Annotated in this window: 16 protein-coding genes; 10 read left to right on the forward strand and 6 right to left on the reverse strand. The window is 68.9% G+C overall.

Annotated features, from left to right (window positions below):
• Nucleotides 1–27: 27 nt before the first annotated feature.
• The 5 genes from Bsp3421_RS20920 (at nt 28) to Bsp3421_RS20940 (ending at nt 4,997) form a co-directional block, all read left to right on the forward strand.
• Nucleotides 28–1,308, forward strand: coding sequence for an MFS transporter (locus tag Bsp3421_RS20920; protein ID WP_274003046.1), 1,281 nt, complete (start codon nt 28–30; stop codon nt 1,306–1,308).
• 4 nt (nt 1,309–1,312) lie between these two features.
• Nucleotides 1,313–2,290: a 2-hydroxyacid dehydrogenase gene (locus Bsp3421_RS20925; RefSeq protein ID WP_274003048.1), complete on the forward strand. Its 978-nt coding sequence runs from the start codon at nt 1,313–1,315 to the stop codon at nt 2,288–2,290.
• Between the two features lie 445 nt (nt 2,291–2,735).
• Nucleotides 2,736–3,779, forward strand: a complete 1,044-nt coding sequence (locus tag Bsp3421_RS20930; protein WP_274003049.1) for a LacI family DNA-binding transcriptional regulator — start codon at nt 2,736–2,738, stop codon at nt 3,777–3,779.
• A 57-nt stretch (nt 3,780–3,836) separates the two neighbouring features.
• A complete protein-coding gene (locus Bsp3421_RS20935; RefSeq protein ID WP_274003051.1) occupies nt 3,837–4,625 on the forward strand; it encodes a YhfC family glutamic-type intramembrane protease in 789 nt (262 codons plus the stop codon).
• A gap of 9 nt (nt 4,626–4,634) precedes the next feature.
• The gene (locus tag Bsp3421_RS20940) at nt 4,635–4,997 is read left to right on the forward strand and encodes a DUF3022 domain-containing protein (protein WP_274003053.1); all 363 of its coding nucleotides are present in this window, start codon (nt 4,635–4,637) and stop codon (nt 4,995–4,997) included.
• An 80-nt stretch (nt 4,998–5,077) separates the two neighbouring features.
• On the opposite strand, the gene Bsp3421_RS20945 is transcribed toward Bsp3421_RS20940, so the two are convergent.
• Nucleotides 5,078–5,512 (reverse strand): PGDYG domain-containing protein, encoded by a 435-nt coding sequence (locus Bsp3421_RS20945; protein WP_274003056.1) that lies wholly within the window; start codon nt 5,510–5,512, stop codon nt 5,078–5,080.
• A 157-nt stretch (nt 5,513–5,669) separates the two neighbouring features.
• On the opposite strand from Bsp3421_RS20945, the gene Bsp3421_RS20950 reads away from it, so the two are divergent.
• Entirely contained in the window at nt 5,670–6,689 is a 1,020-nt protein-coding gene (locus Bsp3421_RS20950; protein WP_443111574.1) for an extracellular catalytic domain type 2 short-chain-length polyhydroxyalkanoate depolymerase, read from the forward strand.
• 65 nt (nt 6,690–6,754) lie between these two features.
• Here Bsp3421_RS20950 and Bsp3421_RS20955 read toward each other — a convergent pair whose 3' ends face one another.
• Entirely contained in the window at nt 6,755–7,285 is a 531-nt protein-coding gene (locus Bsp3421_RS20955) for a Spy/CpxP family protein refolding chaperone (RefSeq protein WP_252987377.1), read from the reverse strand.
• A gap of 143 nt (nt 7,286–7,428) precedes the next feature.
• Here Bsp3421_RS20955 and Bsp3421_RS20960 point away from each other — a divergent pair, with 143 nt between their 5' ends.
• The 3 genes from Bsp3421_RS20960 (at nt 7,429) to Bsp3421_RS20970 (ending at nt 10,255) form a co-directional block, all read left to right on the forward strand.
• A complete protein-coding gene (locus Bsp3421_RS20960; RefSeq protein ID WP_274003058.1) occupies nt 7,429–8,307 on the forward strand; it encodes a LysR family transcriptional regulator in 879 nt (292 codons plus the stop codon).
• Between the two features lie 44 nt (nt 8,308–8,351).
• Nucleotides 8,352–8,816: an Lrp/AsnC family transcriptional regulator gene (locus Bsp3421_RS20965; protein WP_274003060.1), complete on the forward strand. Its 465-nt coding sequence runs from the start codon at nt 8,352–8,354 to the stop codon at nt 8,814–8,816.
• Between the two features lie 338 nt (nt 8,817–9,154).
• The gene (locus Bsp3421_RS20970; protein ID WP_274003062.1) at nt 9,155–10,255 is read left to right on the forward strand and encodes a saccharopine dehydrogenase family protein; all 1,101 of its coding nucleotides are present in this window, start codon (nt 9,155–9,157) and stop codon (nt 10,253–10,255) included.
• Between the two features lie 106 nt (nt 10,256–10,361).
• On the opposite strand, the gene Bsp3421_RS20975 is transcribed toward Bsp3421_RS20970, so the two are convergent.
• Nucleotides 10,362–10,973: an AAA family ATPase gene (locus Bsp3421_RS20975; protein WP_274003064.1), complete on the reverse strand. Its 612-nt coding sequence runs from the start codon at nt 10,971–10,973 to the stop codon at nt 10,362–10,364.
• Nucleotides 10,970–11,107, reverse strand: a complete 138-nt coding sequence (gene cydX / locus Bsp3421_RS20980; protein ID WP_274003066.1) for a cytochrome bd-I oxidase subunit CydX — start codon at nt 11,105–11,107, stop codon at nt 10,970–10,972. Before cydX ends, Bsp3421_RS20975 begins: the two co-directional genes overlap by 4 nt.
• 220 nt (nt 11,108–11,327) lie before the next feature.
• On the opposite strand from cydX, the gene corA reads away from it, so the two are divergent.
• Nucleotides 11,328–12,305: a magnesium/cobalt transporter CorA gene (corA, locus tag Bsp3421_RS20985; protein ID WP_274003067.1), complete on the forward strand. Its 978-nt coding sequence runs from the start codon at nt 11,328–11,330 to the stop codon at nt 12,303–12,305.
• A gap of 12 nt (nt 12,306–12,317) precedes the next feature.
• On the opposite strand, the gene Bsp3421_RS20990 is transcribed toward corA, so the two are convergent.
• Both Bsp3421_RS20990 and Bsp3421_RS20995 read right to left on the reverse strand, forming a co-directional pair.
• Entirely contained in the window at nt 12,318–12,605 is a 288-nt protein-coding gene (locus tag Bsp3421_RS20990) for a YciI-like protein (RefSeq protein ID WP_274003069.1), read from the reverse strand.
• Between the two features lie 229 nt (nt 12,606–12,834).
• On the reverse strand, nt 12,835–14,328 hold the full coding sequence (locus Bsp3421_RS20995; protein ID WP_443111575.1) for a cytochrome P450: 1,494 nt from the start codon (nt 14,326–14,328) through the stop codon (nt 12,835–12,837).
• Between the last annotated feature and the right edge of the window lie 72 nt (nt 14,329–14,400).

The following is a 14,400-nucleotide window of genomic DNA, read 5'->3' on the forward strand; positions in this document are numbered from 1 at the left end:
GCCATTCGCACCAGGAGACAACCCATCATGCCCGCAACGCTTGCGCTTCGCCGTTGGTGGACGATCATGCCGATCGTCTTCATCACCTACAGTCTCGCCTACCTCGACCGCGCCAACTACGGATTCGCGGCGGCGGCCGGGATCAACCAGGACCTCGGCATCAGCAAGGGCCTGTCGTCGCTGATCGGCGCGCTGTTCTTCCTGGGTTATTTCTTCTTCCAGATTCCCGGCGCGATCTACGCCGAGCGGCGCAGCGTGAAGAAGCTGGTGTTCTGGAGCCTGATCCTGTGGGGCGCGTGCGCCGCGCTCACCGGCATCGTCAGCGACATCCCGTCGCTGATGGCGATCCGCTTCCTGCTCGGCGTCGTCGAGGCCGCCGTGATGCCCGCGATGCTGATCTTCATCAGCAACTGGTTCACGAAAGGCGAGCGCTCGCGCGCGAACACCTTCCTGATCCTCGGCAATCCGGTCACGGTGCTGTGGATGTCGGTCGTGTCGGGCTACCTCGTGCATGAGTTCGGCTGGCGCCACATGTTCATCGCGGAGGGCGTGCCGGCGATCCTGTGGGCCGTGTGCTGGTGGCTGCTGGTGCAGGACAAGCCCGCGCAGGCGCGCTGGCTCACCGACCAGGAAAAGCGCGATCTCGCCGCCGCGCTCGCCGCGGAGCAGGCCGCGATCAAGCCGATGCGCAACTATGGCGAGGCGTTCCGCTCGCCCGCCGTGATCAAGTTGTGCGCGCAATATTTCTTCTGGAGCATCGGCGTGTACGGCTTCGTGCTGTGGCTGCCGTCGATCGTGAAGAACGGTTCGTCGCTCGGCATGGTCGAGACCGGCTGGCTGTCCGCGCTGCCCTATCTGGCCGCCACGATCGCGATGCTGTTCGCGTCCTGGGCCTCCGACAAGGTCGGCTCGCGCAAGGCCTTCGTGTGGCCGTTCCTGCTGATCGGCGCGGCCGCGTTCGCGGCGTCGTTCGCGCTCGGCTCGACGCATTTCTGGATCTCGTATGCGCTGCTGGTGGTCGCGGGCGCCGCGATGTACGCGCCGTACGGCCCGTTCTTCGCGATCGTGCCGGAGCTGCTGCCGCGCAATGTCGCGGGCGGCGCGATGGCCCTCATCAACAGCATGGGCGCGCTCGGTTCGTTCTTCGGCTCGTACTTCGTCGGCTACCTGAACGGCGCGACCGGCTCGCCCGTGGCCTCCTATGCGTTCATGAGCGCCGCGCTGATCGCGGCCGTCGTGCTGACGCTCGCCGTCAAGCCGCAGCCGGATGCGACCGCGCCGCTCGCCCATCCGTTGCAAGGAAAATGATTCGATGAAACCCCGTATCGTCGCCTACAAGCCGTTGCCCGACGACGTCCTCGCGTATCTGCGCGAACACGCCGACGTGACCTGCGTGGACGACGTCGACGCGCTCGCCGCCGCGCTGCCCGACGCCGACGGCGCGCTCGGCGCGAGCCTCCGGATCACGCCGGCGCTGCTCGATCGCGCGCCGCGCCTGAAGGCGTGGTCGACCATCTCGGTCGGCTACGACAACTTCGACGTCGCGGACCTCACGCGGCGCGGCATCGTGCTCGCGCACACGCCGGACGTGCTGACCGAATCGACCGCCGACACCGTGTTCGCGCTGATCCTCGCGAGCGCGCGGCGGGTCGTGGAACTCGCGAACTTCGTGAAGGCGGGGCAGTGGCGGCACAGCATCGACGAGCAGTACTACGGCACCGACGTGCAGGGCAAGACGCTCGGCATCATCGGGCTCGGCCGGATCGGCGCCGCGGTCGCGCGGCGCGGGGCGCTCGGCTTCCGGATGCCGGTGCTGTACACGAACCGCAGCCCGAATCCACAGGCCGAGGCCGACTACGGCGCGCGTCGCGTGCCGCTCGACACGCTGCTCGAACAGGCCGATTTCGTCTGCGTGCAGGTGCCGCTGTCGGAGGAGACGCGCCACCTGATCGGCACGCCCCAGCTTGCACGAATGAAAGCCGGCGCGATCCTGATCAACGCATCGCGCGGCCCGGTGGTCGACGAGGCCGCGCTGATCGACGCGCTGCGCGCGGGCGCGATCCGCGGCGCCGGGCTCGACGTGTTCGAGCGCGAGCCGCTCGCCGTCGATTCGCCGCTGCTGTCGATGCCGCAGGTGGTCGCGCTGCCGCACATCGGCTCCGCGACCCGCGAGACCCGTCATGCGATGGCGCGCTGCGCGGCGGAAAACCTCGTGGCGGCGCTCGCCGACACGCTGCGGAGTAATATCGTCAACCGCGAGGCGTTGCGACCGGAGCAACGCGACGCGTGATCGTTTCGGGCGGATGTGGCCGGTTGGCGGCGATCGTCGCCTGACAAGCACGAATACTCGGAATTCGCTCGCTTTTCCCGAACCGGCCGGTAGAATCCGCTGAAAATCTCGCGGCGCGGCAGGCGCGCCGCTTCGAAGCGGAGCAGCCGATGAACGGCAACACCAGCGACCGCGCCGGCCGGCGCGGTCGTGCGGATTCCGGATGGTTGGGGCGCCTTGTGATCGGCCCCGGCCGCCGCGGGTTAGAAGCGCTCGTCAGGGTCGGGGCCGTCCCGCTGCGTTATGATCGCCCGCTGATCGAGGCAGTACCGTGTGGCGCGCAGCACGGCGACGTGTGCGCCGGGCCGGGGCCGACGGGCGGCGAAGACCGCGCGCGGCCCCATTCCAACAACAATTGCCCGTCCGTTCACGAGGCGGCGCGGGCCACGTGTCACGAGGCACCATAGTGACTGAATCCCAGAGTACAGCGCAGCGTCCCGCGACCATCAGCGACGTGGCGCGTGAGGCCGGCACCGGCAAGACCAGCGTGTCGCGCTACCTGAACGGCGAGACCAACGTGTTGTCCGCCGATCTGCGCAAGCGGATCGAAGTCGCGATCGAACGGCTCAACTACCGGCCGAACCAGATGGCGCGCGGGCTCAAGCGCGGCCGCAACCGGCTGCTCGGCCTCCTGGCCGCCGACCTGACGAATCCTTACACCGTCGAGGTGCTGCAAGGCGTCGAGGCGGCCTGCCACGCGCTCGGCTACATGCCGCTCATCTGCCACGCGGCGAACGAAGTCGAGATGGAGCGCCGCTATCTGCAGCTGCTCACGACCTACCGGGTGGAGGGCATGATCGTCAACGCGCTCGGCGCGGAAGAGGCGGTGCTCAAGCCGCTGCGCGGCGGCGGCATCCCGACGGTGCTGGTCGACCGCACGGTCGAGGGCTTCGAGGCGGACCTGATCGGCCTCGACAACGCGGCGGCGATCGAGCTGGGCCTGCGGCACCTGACCGAGCAGGGCTACCAGGCGGTGCATTTCGTCGTGCAGCCGTTCACGCAGGTCAGTTCGCGGCGGTTGCGCGAGGCGGCCTTCCGCGCGGCGTTCGCACGCGCGGGCCGGTCCGCGCCGGCGCCGATCGTGCTGGACCTCAAGGATCCGGAGGCCGCGCAGCAGGCGCTCGCCGCGCTCGATGCGCTGGTCGGGACGGCCGCGCGCACGGGCGGCCGTCTCGCGCTGTTCGCGGCCAACGCGCCCGTCGCGCTCGCGATCGCGCGGCACCTGCGCGGCCGGCACGGCGCCGATTGGCAGCGCCATGTCGCGCTCCTGTCGATCGACGATCCCGAATGGGCGGAGCTGATCGGCATCACCACGATCCGCCAGCCCACCTACGAAATCGGCTATCGCGCGGTGGAATTCGTCCATGAGCGCATCGACGGCGCGACGGGCGCGGTGCGCGAAACGCTGCTGCCGGGCGAGCTGATCGTGCGCGCGTCGACCGCAAGCTGAGTATCATGCGGGGCGTGCACCGGCCGGTGCACGCGATTTCGACCAAGGATGTTGTCCATGACTGTTGCTCCCGTCACGCTGGCGGCGCTGATCATCGCCACGTTGTTCGTGGCGCTGCTGCCGCTTGCGCTGTACCGTTTCCTGCGCCGTCCGATGGCGCTCGACAAGCGCGATGCGATCATCGGCGTGATCGTGTTCACGCTGTTCGCGACCCTGCTCGAACGGGCCTTCTACGGGCTGGTCCTGTCGCAGCCGGCCGCGATGCAGTGGTTCGCGAAGCCGGCGGCCTTCCTCGCGTTCAGCATGGCGACGGCCGCGCTGTTCGAGGAAGTCGGCCGTTATCTCGGCATGCGCGTGCTCGCGCGGCGCTATGGCGGCTCGGCCGGCGACAGCCGCGGCCTGGGCCACGGCATCGGCTACGGCGGCGCGCAGGCGTGGTTCGTCGGCGTGCTGGTGCTCGGCCAGTGGGTGTACCTCGCCTGGCTCGCGAATCGCGGCCAACTGAACGAGCAGCTCGCGACCATGCCGGCCAATCTCGCGTTGCGCATCCAGGTGATGCTCGCGACGCTGTCGGTCCAGTCGATCACGGTGATGGTGCTCGAGCGCGTCGCCGCGCTCGCGTTCCAGGTGCTGCTGTCGGTGCTGATGTGGCGCGGCGTGCGCGCCGGCAAGCACTGGATCCTGCCGCTCCTGATCATCGTGCATCCGCTCGGCGACCTGCCGTCGATCCTCTACAATCTCGGCGCCGTGCCGTTCGGCTGGATGATCGCCGGCTACGTGCTGATCGCGGCGCTGCCCGCGCTCTGGCTCGTGCGCCAATGCCGCCCGGCGGCCGCGGCGGCCTAGGAGGCGGCGATGGAAGACTACATTTACGAATGCGCGAGCGCCGAGTTCGACGTGCTCGCGCACGTGGTCTGCGATCTGTTTCCCGAGCAGACCCGTTTCGCCGAACGCAGCGACGAGGCCGGCCGTTTCCTGTCGGTGCAGTGGCTCGGCATGCGCTTCGGCGCGACGCCGCGCCGCATGACGCTCGACGTGCGGATCGCGCCCGCCGCGCTGGCCCGCTATCTCGCGCTCGCGCCGCAGCAGCGCGCGCGCAGCCATGCGGTGCTGCGCGCGTTCATCGAGGCGCAGCTCGGCTCGTTCGAGGAAATGCATGCGGAAGGCGTGGCCGTGCCGCGCGAATCGGCGTTGCTGATCGACGCGCCGTTCGCGTAAGCGGCCGTTGCCGCGCCGATAAAGGACAAGGCCCGCCATCGTCACGATGGCGGGCCTTGTCGCATCGGGCGGAAGCGGGCTCAGTCGGCGTCGCGATACACCTGCGCGAAGCGCGGCGCCTGCACCACGCCGTAGTCGCCCGGCGCGTACTGCATGACCCAGTCGCCCGCGATGCCGCGCAGCACGTCGCCGTCGGCCGAGCGCGCGATCGAGAAGGGCGCGTCCATGCGCTTCGCGAGCACCACGGCCGGGCGGTTCCGATAGGCGCCCGCCGCGCCGTGCGCGAGCGCCGCGTCGACGGGCAGGTATTTCGCGTCGAAGCGCGCGCGCGACACCACCCAGCGGTCGCCCGTCGAGCCGGTGACGAGCGCGTCGCCCGCGACATAGCGGTTGAGCCCTTCGAGGCTCATCAGTTCGCCCGCGGCGGCGGCGAACTCGACCTGAACCGTTTCGTTCTTGACGACACGCCGCGCGGCCGGATCGGCGCGCAGGTCGAGATTGTTCAGTTCGATCATGATCGGATCTGCAGGAAGAAAACCCGGCACTTTATCTCGAAATGGAGCCTGGCGCACCTGGCAACACGTACCTTGTTGCATCGCACACAGGGGGCGAAGATGGGGCGCGGCGCATGGCCGGCGTCGCATACCTCATCGGATAAAAAAGGAGAAATAGATGAAAACATCATTTCGCACGCTTGCCATGCTGATCACGCTCGCCGGATCCGCGGCGCTGCCCGCGCAACGCGCCCTGGGCGCGTCGCCGCTGCCTGCTCTGGGCGCCGATCCGGCGCAGGTATCGGTATCCGGACTGTCGTCGGGCGGCTACATGGCGGTGCAGTATCAGGTGGCCTATTCGGCGTCGGTCAAGGGGGCGGGCATCATCGCGGGTGGTCCGTACTACTGCGCGGCGGGCAATCTGGTAAATACGAGCATCTGCATGGGGGGCGTACCCGGCGTGCCGCCCAATCCTTCGCTGATGCTGGGCGCGGCGCAAGGCTTCGCGGCGAGCGGAAAGATCGACGCGCTTTCGAACCTGCAGCGGGTGCGGCTCTATTTGTTCAGTGGTACGCAAGACACCGTTGTCCGGCAGCCGGCGGTGGATGCGACCGCGACGTTCTTCCGGCTCGCGGGCGTGCCGTCCGCCAATCTCGCCTATGTGAGCGACGTGCCGGCCGGCCATGCGTTCATCACGCCGTCGATGGGCAATGCGTGCAACGTGAATGGCTCACCTTACGTGAACCATTGCACCGTCGGACAGATGCCTTACGACCAGGCGGGCGTGATCCTGACGACGATCTACGGCACGCTCGTGCCGCCCGCCGCGCAGCCGACCGGGCGCGTCGTCACCTTCAACCAGCGCGAGTTCGCGCCGGCGTCGAGCGGCATGACGGACGATGCCTACGCCTATGTGCCGCAGGCGTGCGGCGCGGGCACCGCATGCAAGGTGCACGTGGTGTTCCACGGCTGCCTGCAGACGGCGGCCATCGTGCGCGACGACACCACCTACGACAGCTGGGCCGACGCGAACGGCATCATCGTGCTGTACCCGCAAGTGGCGGCGACGACGGTGCCTTACAATCCGAACGGCTGTTGGGACTGGTTCGCGTATACGGGGCAGAACTATGCGTGGAAATCGGGCGTGCAGATGCAGGCGGTGCACGCGATGATCGCGCGGCTCGTGTCCGCGCCTTGACTTGAAGGCCTGACGCAGGAGAAGAAAAACGGCGGAGCGGGGCCGCTCCGCCGTGTGCGCGCCGCCTACTGCGCGGCGGGCGCGCTGGCCTGCTCGGCGGGCGCCGCCTTGGCGTCGGCCTTGCCGTGCTTGGCCGGCTTGCGGTGCCCGTTGGCGGGGCCCTGCAGCCACTTGCGGAAGGTCGTGTCGGCCAGCGCCTTCTGGTCGGCCGGGAACGCGTCGTACAGCGGCGCGAACGTCTCCGCGAGCTTCTTCGCGCCGTCGGCGTTCGCCTGGGCGAGGTCCGCGTACTGCTTCATGTCGTCGAGCGCCGAGACGCTCTTGTTCGCGAGCCGCTCGCGATACAGGCGGCCCATCGTGTCGCCGTTGTCGCGCATCGTATCCGCGAAGGCCTTCCATTGCGCTTCCTGCGCCGACGTGATCTTCAGCTGGTCGTGCAGATAGCTGATGCGCTCCTCGACGCGTGCCTCATGGCGCGCCGTGCGCTGCGCGGACGAGGCGGTGTCGGCGGCGGGCGCGGCGGCCGGGGTCTGCGCGTGGGCGAAGGCGCTCGACAGCGCGAGCGCGGCGGCTAGGATCAGCGAGCGTTGTTTCATTGGAACTCCTGTTGGGTCGTCGAAGGCGGCCTCGATGGCCGCGCGCGGCACGCATTGGGGCCGCACGCTATTAGTATCACGGTATCGCGCGCGACGGCGCGGTCGCGACACTTGCTTACAACCGAAACGAATGGAAATCGACGGTGGATAAACTCGCCAGCATGGAAATCTTCGTCGGCGTGGTGGAGGCCGGCAGCCTGACGGCCGCGGCCGAACGGGCCGGCATCTCGGCCGCGATGGCCGGCAAGCACGTCAAGGCGCTCGAGATCCAGCTCGGCACCCGGCTGCTGACCCGCACCACCCGCACCCAGAGCCTGACCGAGATCGGCCGCGAATATTACGAGCGGTGCCGGCAGATCCTCGCCGACGTGAAGGATGCCGATGCGGTTGCGGAAGCGATGACGACCGCGCCGCGCGGCGTGCTCAAGGTGACCGCGCCGCTGACCTATGGGGTCGAGGTGTTCGCGCCCGCGATCACCGCGTATCTCGATGCGTGTCCGGAGGTGTCGGTGGAACTGGATCTGTCGAACCGGATCATCGATCTCGTCGACGAGGGCTTCGATGCGGCGATCCGGATCGGGCCGCTCGCCGATTCCGGGCTGGTCGGCCGGCCGCTCGCGCCGTACCGGGTGCGCGCGGTCGCCGCGCCGGCCTATCTCGCGCGCGCCGGCGTGCCGCGCACGCCGGCCGATCTCGAACGGCACGAATGCCTCGGTCTGCTGCATTCGGGCAAGGAGGGCGGCTGGCGCTTCGCGGGCGCGGAGCTGCCGGTCGCGCCGCGCGGCCGGTTCCGCGCGACCAGCGCGCAGGCGCTGCGCGAGGCCGCGCTGCAGGGCTTCGGCATCGCGATGCAACCGGAAGCGCTGTTCGCGAGGGAACTGGCGAGCGGCGCGCTGGTGCCCGTGCTCGACGCCTACATGCCGGCGCCGTCGCGCGTGCATCTGCTGTATCCGCGCGATCGCCGCGCGACGCCCAAGCTCACGAGCTTCGTCGAGTTCGTGGTCGGGCGGTTGGGCGCCTAGCGGTTCGGCGCTATCATCGCGGCACCGTCATTTCCCTCCACGTCATGCGTCCACCCCGTCTCGACCAGCTCGACGAACTCGACCGCAGCCTCGTTGCGCTGCTGCAGGCCGATGCGCGCGCAAGCGTCGCCGACCTCGCGCGCCAGCTCGACGTCGCGCGCACCACCGTGCTTGCCCGGATCGCCCGGCTCGAACGCAGCCAGGTCATCGCGGGCTACAGCGTGCGGCTCGGCCAGGACGTGCTCGATGCGAGCATCTATGCGTATGTCGGCATCATCCTCGCGCCGAAGTTCGGCAAGGACGTGCTCAAGCGGCTCGACCGCATGCCGGAAGTGCAACTGCTGTGCGCGGTCAGCGGCGAGTACGACTACGTCGCATGGTTGCGCGCCGATTCACCCGAGCGCCTGAACGATCTGCTCGACCAGATCGGCGCGCTCGACGGCGTCGAACGCACCACCACGTCGATCATCCTGTCGCGCAAGATCGATCGCGGATCGTTCGGCGGTTGATGTGTCTCGCCGGCGGCACTTCGCCCGCTCGCTCTCCCATCGTCGCATGATGCCTGCGGCTGTCTGATCCGGCCGGGCGCTGCCATGCGCGCGCCGATCGCCGCGCGCGTCCTTCTCCTTGCAACACACGATTGACGGTATCGACGGCCCGCACGTCGCGCGGGCGCTATCGCGTTTACCCGCCGTTTACGACAAACCGTCAAATCTATACGTCATTTTGACGAAATGGGCTGTCATTCCGCATCACTTTGCGTCTAGGAACTGATTTTGCTCATCCTTACACTCTCGGACAGGGCTGTACACCTACACAACAAATCCACCTGTCAGGAGAGCACACCATGAAAGTCGCGATCGTCGGCGCGGGCCTCATCGGCCACACCATTGCCCATCTGCTGCGCGAGACGGGCGATTACGAGGTCGTCGCGTTCGACCGCGATGCCGATGCGCTCGCCAAGCTGTCGGCGCAGGGCATCGACACGCGACGCGTCGATTCCGCGGATGCGAACGCGATCCGCGACGCGCTCAAGGGCTTCGACGCACTCGTCAACGCGCTGCCGTACTACCTCGCGGTCAACGTCGCGGCCGCGGCGAAAGCCGCCGGCGTGCATTACTTCGACCTGACCGAGGACGTGCGCGCGACGCATGCGATCCGCAGCCTCGCCGAAGGCACGGGCCATGCATTCATGCCGCAGTGCGGCCTCGCGCCGGGCTTCATCGGCATCGCCGCGCACGAGCTGGTCAAGGGCTTCACCGAAGTGCGCGACGTCAAGATGCGGGTCGGCGCGCTGCCCGAGTACCCGACCAACGCGCTCAAATACAACCTGACCTGGAGCGTCGACGGGCTCATCAACGAGTACTGCCAGCCGTGCGAAGCGATCCGCGATGGTCGCCAGCAGTGGGTGCAGCCGCTCGAAGGGCTCGAGCATTTCTCGCTCGACGGCATCGAATACGAGGCGTTCAACACCTCGGGCGGCCTCGGCACGCTGTGCGAGACGCTGTCGGGCAAGGTCGAGTCGCTCGACTACAAGTCGGTGCGCTATCCGGGCCATCGCGATCTGATCCAGTTCCTGCTCGAGGATCTGCGGCTCGCGAGCGACCGCGACACGCTCAAGACGATCATGCGCCGCTCGGTGCCGTCGACGAAGCAGGACGTGGTGCTCGTGTTCGTCACCGTGACCGGCATGAAGGACGGCCAGCTGGTGCAGGACGTGTTCACCCGCAAGATCTTCGCGAAGGAAGTGTGCGGGATGCCGATGAGCGCGATCCAGATCACGACCGCGGGCGCGATGTGCGCGGTGCTCGACCTGTTCCGCGAACGCGTGCTGCCGCAGAGCGGCTTCGTGCGTCAGGAGCAGGTGCCGCTGCAGGCGTTCCTCGCGAACCGCTTCGGCAAGCTGTACGACGGCGGGACGCTGGAACGCATGCACGCGCTCGCATAAGCGCGGGGAGCAGGGGCGGGCGATCCCACAGCGGGTGACCCCGCGATAGGCGGTCCCGCAGCGGGCGACTCCGCGGCAGGCCGCGGCCCGTGCGCCGGGGCCGGCCTCAGGCCGGCAGCGGCGGCACCATCGCGCCGGACGGCGGCGCCAGCGCGCGCAGCAGCGCGTCGTAATCGGCGCCGACGGGCGCGGTGTTGTCGAACTGCAGCAGGCCGTTGCACGCGTCGCCCGTCGGCGCGAAGCGGCGCTGCCGGTATTCCTCCCAGTGCGCGAGCTTGTAGGCGTCGTTGGGATTGCCGCGCGCGGCGATGCGCGCGTGCGCGACGTCCTCGGACACATGGACCCATACCACGCGCAACTCGACCTCCGGGCCGATGCCGAGCCACTGGCGGTTCAACAGCCGGCCGTCGCGCACTTCGCGCGACAGCGGCCCCACCACGATGACGCTGGTGCCGAGTTCGAGATTCTCGCGGGCGGTGTCGAGCAACCCCTGGTATTCCGGGTCGCGCAGGTGGCGCAGGTAAAGCGGGCTGTCGCGGTCGTTCGGATCCTGGGTCAACGCGCCCATCGCGGCCGCGCTGTAGCGCCCGTACAGCGTGTCCTTGTCGAGCAGGCAGAAGGCCTTGCCCGTCGTGCGCGCGAGCGGCCCGATCAGCCGCTTCGCGAGCGTGGTCTTGCCGGTGCCGGCATGACCGCAGAAGAACACCAGGGAGGTCACGGCAGGCGGCTTCCGGCGTCGGCCGGCGCTTCGCCGTCGTTCGGGAACCGGCCGTTCGATTCGAGCCACATGACGTTGATGATGCCGAACCCGAGCGCCACGCCAATGCCGAGTATCCACGAGAAATACCACATAGCCGTCTCCTTGTTGATGACGCCGCGGGCGCGGCGGGGTCGCCTCGGGCGCGCGGGCCCGAAAGCGTCGGGCGCGGCGCATGCAGCCCGATCATGACCAAGAATGGCGGCCCGGACAAGCATGGAATGCAAGAAATTTGTCCGGACGTGGCATGCGACGCCCGGGGGCCTGTCGTCCGACCCGGTAAACTGCCGGCATCCGACTCGTTTTCACAGGACCATGCTGATCAACTGCGTTGCATACCAAGATGGCCGCAAGCTCGCCGACATCGACATCGACCATATCAGCGACTATGTCGCGCGCCCCGAATGCTTCGTGTGGGTCGCGCTCAAGGATCCGTCGCCCGAGGACATCGAGCGCATGGGCGAGGAGTTCGGCCTGCACGAGCTGGCGCTCGAGGACGCCCGCAAGGGCCACCAGCGTCCGAAGATCGAGGAATACGGCGATTCGCTGTTCGCGGTGCTGCACACGGTCGAGATCGACGAGCAGGATGAATTCCAGATCGGCGAACTCAATGTGTTCGTCGGCCCGAACTACGTGCTGTCGATCCGCAACCATACGCCGCACGGCTTCCAGGACGTGCGCACGCGCTGCGAGCGCGAGCCGCATCTGCTGAAGGAGGGCTCGGCGTTCGTGTTCTACGCGTTGATGGATCAGGTCGTGGATCGCTACTTCCCGACGCTCGAGGCGCTGGGCGCCGAGCTGGAGGAACTCGAAGACCGCATCTTCGCGAAATCGAACCTCGCGGCCTCGCGCGCCACCATCGAGGATCTCTATCTGCTCAAGCGCCGCCTCGTGATGCTGTACCAGCACACGGCGCCGCTCATCGAGCCGCTGTCGAAGCTGTTCGGCGGACGCACGCCGCAGATCTGCAACGGCATGGAGCACTATTTCCGCGACGTGTACGACCACCTGCTGCGCATCGTGAAGACGATCGAAGGACGCCGCGAGATGGTGGTCACGGCGATCCAGGTGAATCTCGGCATGATCTCGCTCGCGGAGAGCGAGGTGACGAAGCGGCTCGGCTCGTTCGCCGCGCTGTTCGCGATCCCGACGATGATCGCCGGGATCTACGGGATGAACTTCAACAACATGCCCGAGCTGCGCTGGGAATATGGCTTCTATGCCTGCCTCGGACTGATGCTCGTCACCGATGTCGTGTTGTGGTGGCGCTTCAGGAAGGCGGGCTGGCTGTAGGCGCGCGCCGGTTCAGCCCTGCGCGCAGCGGCCGACCACCACGTTCCACTGGCGCACGCGCCAGTGCGTCACCAGCCCGTTGAGCACATACGGATCGGCGCGCGCGAAGGCTTCCGCGACGGCCGGTGCGTCACCCTGGAACACCAGCACCGCATGGTCGGCCGGGTCGGCGAGCGCGCCCGCGAGCAGCAGTTCGCCGCGCGCCGTCGCGGCCTGGGCGAGCGCGAGATGGTCGGCGCGATACGCGCCGCGCCGTTCGAGGTAGTCGTCGACGAGATCGTAGGTCAACTGGTAGTACATGGCGAAGGTCTCCTGGGCCGCTCGGGCGAACCGGCCGCGCGACGCGGCCGTTCCACGCACCTTAGCGGTTTGCGGCGGGCGCTTCAATGGGGGCTGCGGCGCGCGGCGCGACGGGCGGCCGCGACACGTCGAGGCGCCGCACTGCGTCGCTTGCGGGTCGCGCGCGGCGTCGCGCGCGCGGTCGTGCGTCCAGGCCAGCCGGCCACGCCGCGCGGCCGGCACGCGCGCCTCACCGGTTTGCCGCGCGCGTTTCCCTGTCCGGCCCCCCGGGGCCTTCGCGATCGGGCTTGCCGGTCATCACCCGCGGCCTCGCGATACGCGCCACGTTCAGATGCAGCGGCGTGTCGGGGCGCAGCGTCACGTTCATCACCGGCCGCGGTTCGGCCATGCCGGCCGGGGCGCTCAGCGCGAAACGCTGCAGGATGCGCGCGGCGATCACCGTCATCTCGGTCATCGCGAGATGCTGGCCGAGGCATACGCGCGGGCCGGCGCCGAACGGCAGGTAGGCGCCGCGCGGTGGGGCGGGCGCATCTGCCGCGAAGCGCTTCGGCCGGAATGCGAGCGGATCGTCGAACCAGCGCGGATCGCGATGCATGAGCAAGGTCGGCACCGACAGCATGGTGCGCGCCGGCACGCGCCACGGGCCGAGCGTGAAGGGCGCCGTCGCGCGCCGCGCGATCAGCATCGGGGCGGCCGGATAGAGCCGCAGCGTCTCCTTCAGCGTCTGCGTGACATAGCGCAGCGCGGGCAGGGTGTCGGGCGTCGGCGCCGCGTCGCCGAGACAGGCGCGGACCTCGGCGCGCGCCGCGCGCTGCGCGGCCGGGTTCGCCGCCATGCACCACGCCCACCAGGTCAGCGTGGCCGCCGCGGTTTCGTGACCGGCGACGAAGGTCGTCATGCATTCGTCGCGGATCGCCTCCAGCGACCAGCCGGCCGGATCCTCGCGACGCAGATGCAGCAGCCGGGTCAGCTGATCGTCGGGCCAGCTGTCGGACGGCGTGCGCAGGCGCGCGTCCACGTGCCGGCCGATGAGATCGCGCAGCAGCACGAGCGCATCGCGCTTGGCCCGCTTCCACGGCATCCAGTTCGGCGAGGTCGTCGGCCAGAACACCTCCGCGTTGGCCGCGACGACCGCCGCGCGCACGGCTTCCTCGACCCGGTGCGCATCGTCGCCGACCTGGTCCGAGAACATCATGCGCAGGATCACGTCCATCGTCAGCGAGGTCAGCGCGCTCTCGATCGCGCAACGCCCGCCGTCGGTGCGCCAGCGCGAGAGCGCCTGGTCGGCGGCCGCGGCAATGGTCGGCACGAACGCATCCACCGCCTGACGCGAAAAGTTCGGCTGCAGCGCATGGCGTTTGGCGCGCCAGGGCTTGCCTTCCGAGATGAAGACGCTGCGGCCGTTCAGTTGCGAGAACACCCGCATGGCCCGCTCCCAGCGGATCAGCGCGTCGTGGTGCGTGACGAGCAGGTCGCGCACCAGCGCCGGATCGCAGATCACGAGCTGGTGCTCGGGCCACATGCGCAGGTGGAACACGTCGCCGTGCGCGTGCTGCCACGCGTGCAGCGCGCTGAACATGTCGCGCGACATCGCGCGCAGCAGGCCCCAGCCGGTGAGCCCGGCGGCGGGGCCCGGCGGCCAGGCGCCGGCGGAAGGAGGAACGACGGGCGCGGACGATGCATCGGCGCGGTGCGGGCAGGGAGAGGTCGTGGGCTTGTTCATGGCGTGCATTGTTGGCGCGCCGCGCCCGCGCGTCTTGAAGCGAAACGACATCGACACGCGCGGGGCCCGTGC

Source organism: Burkholderia sp. FERM BP-3421 (assembly GCF_028657905.1).
Lineage (GTDB): Bacteria > Pseudomonadota > Gammaproteobacteria > Burkholderiales > Burkholderiaceae > Burkholderia.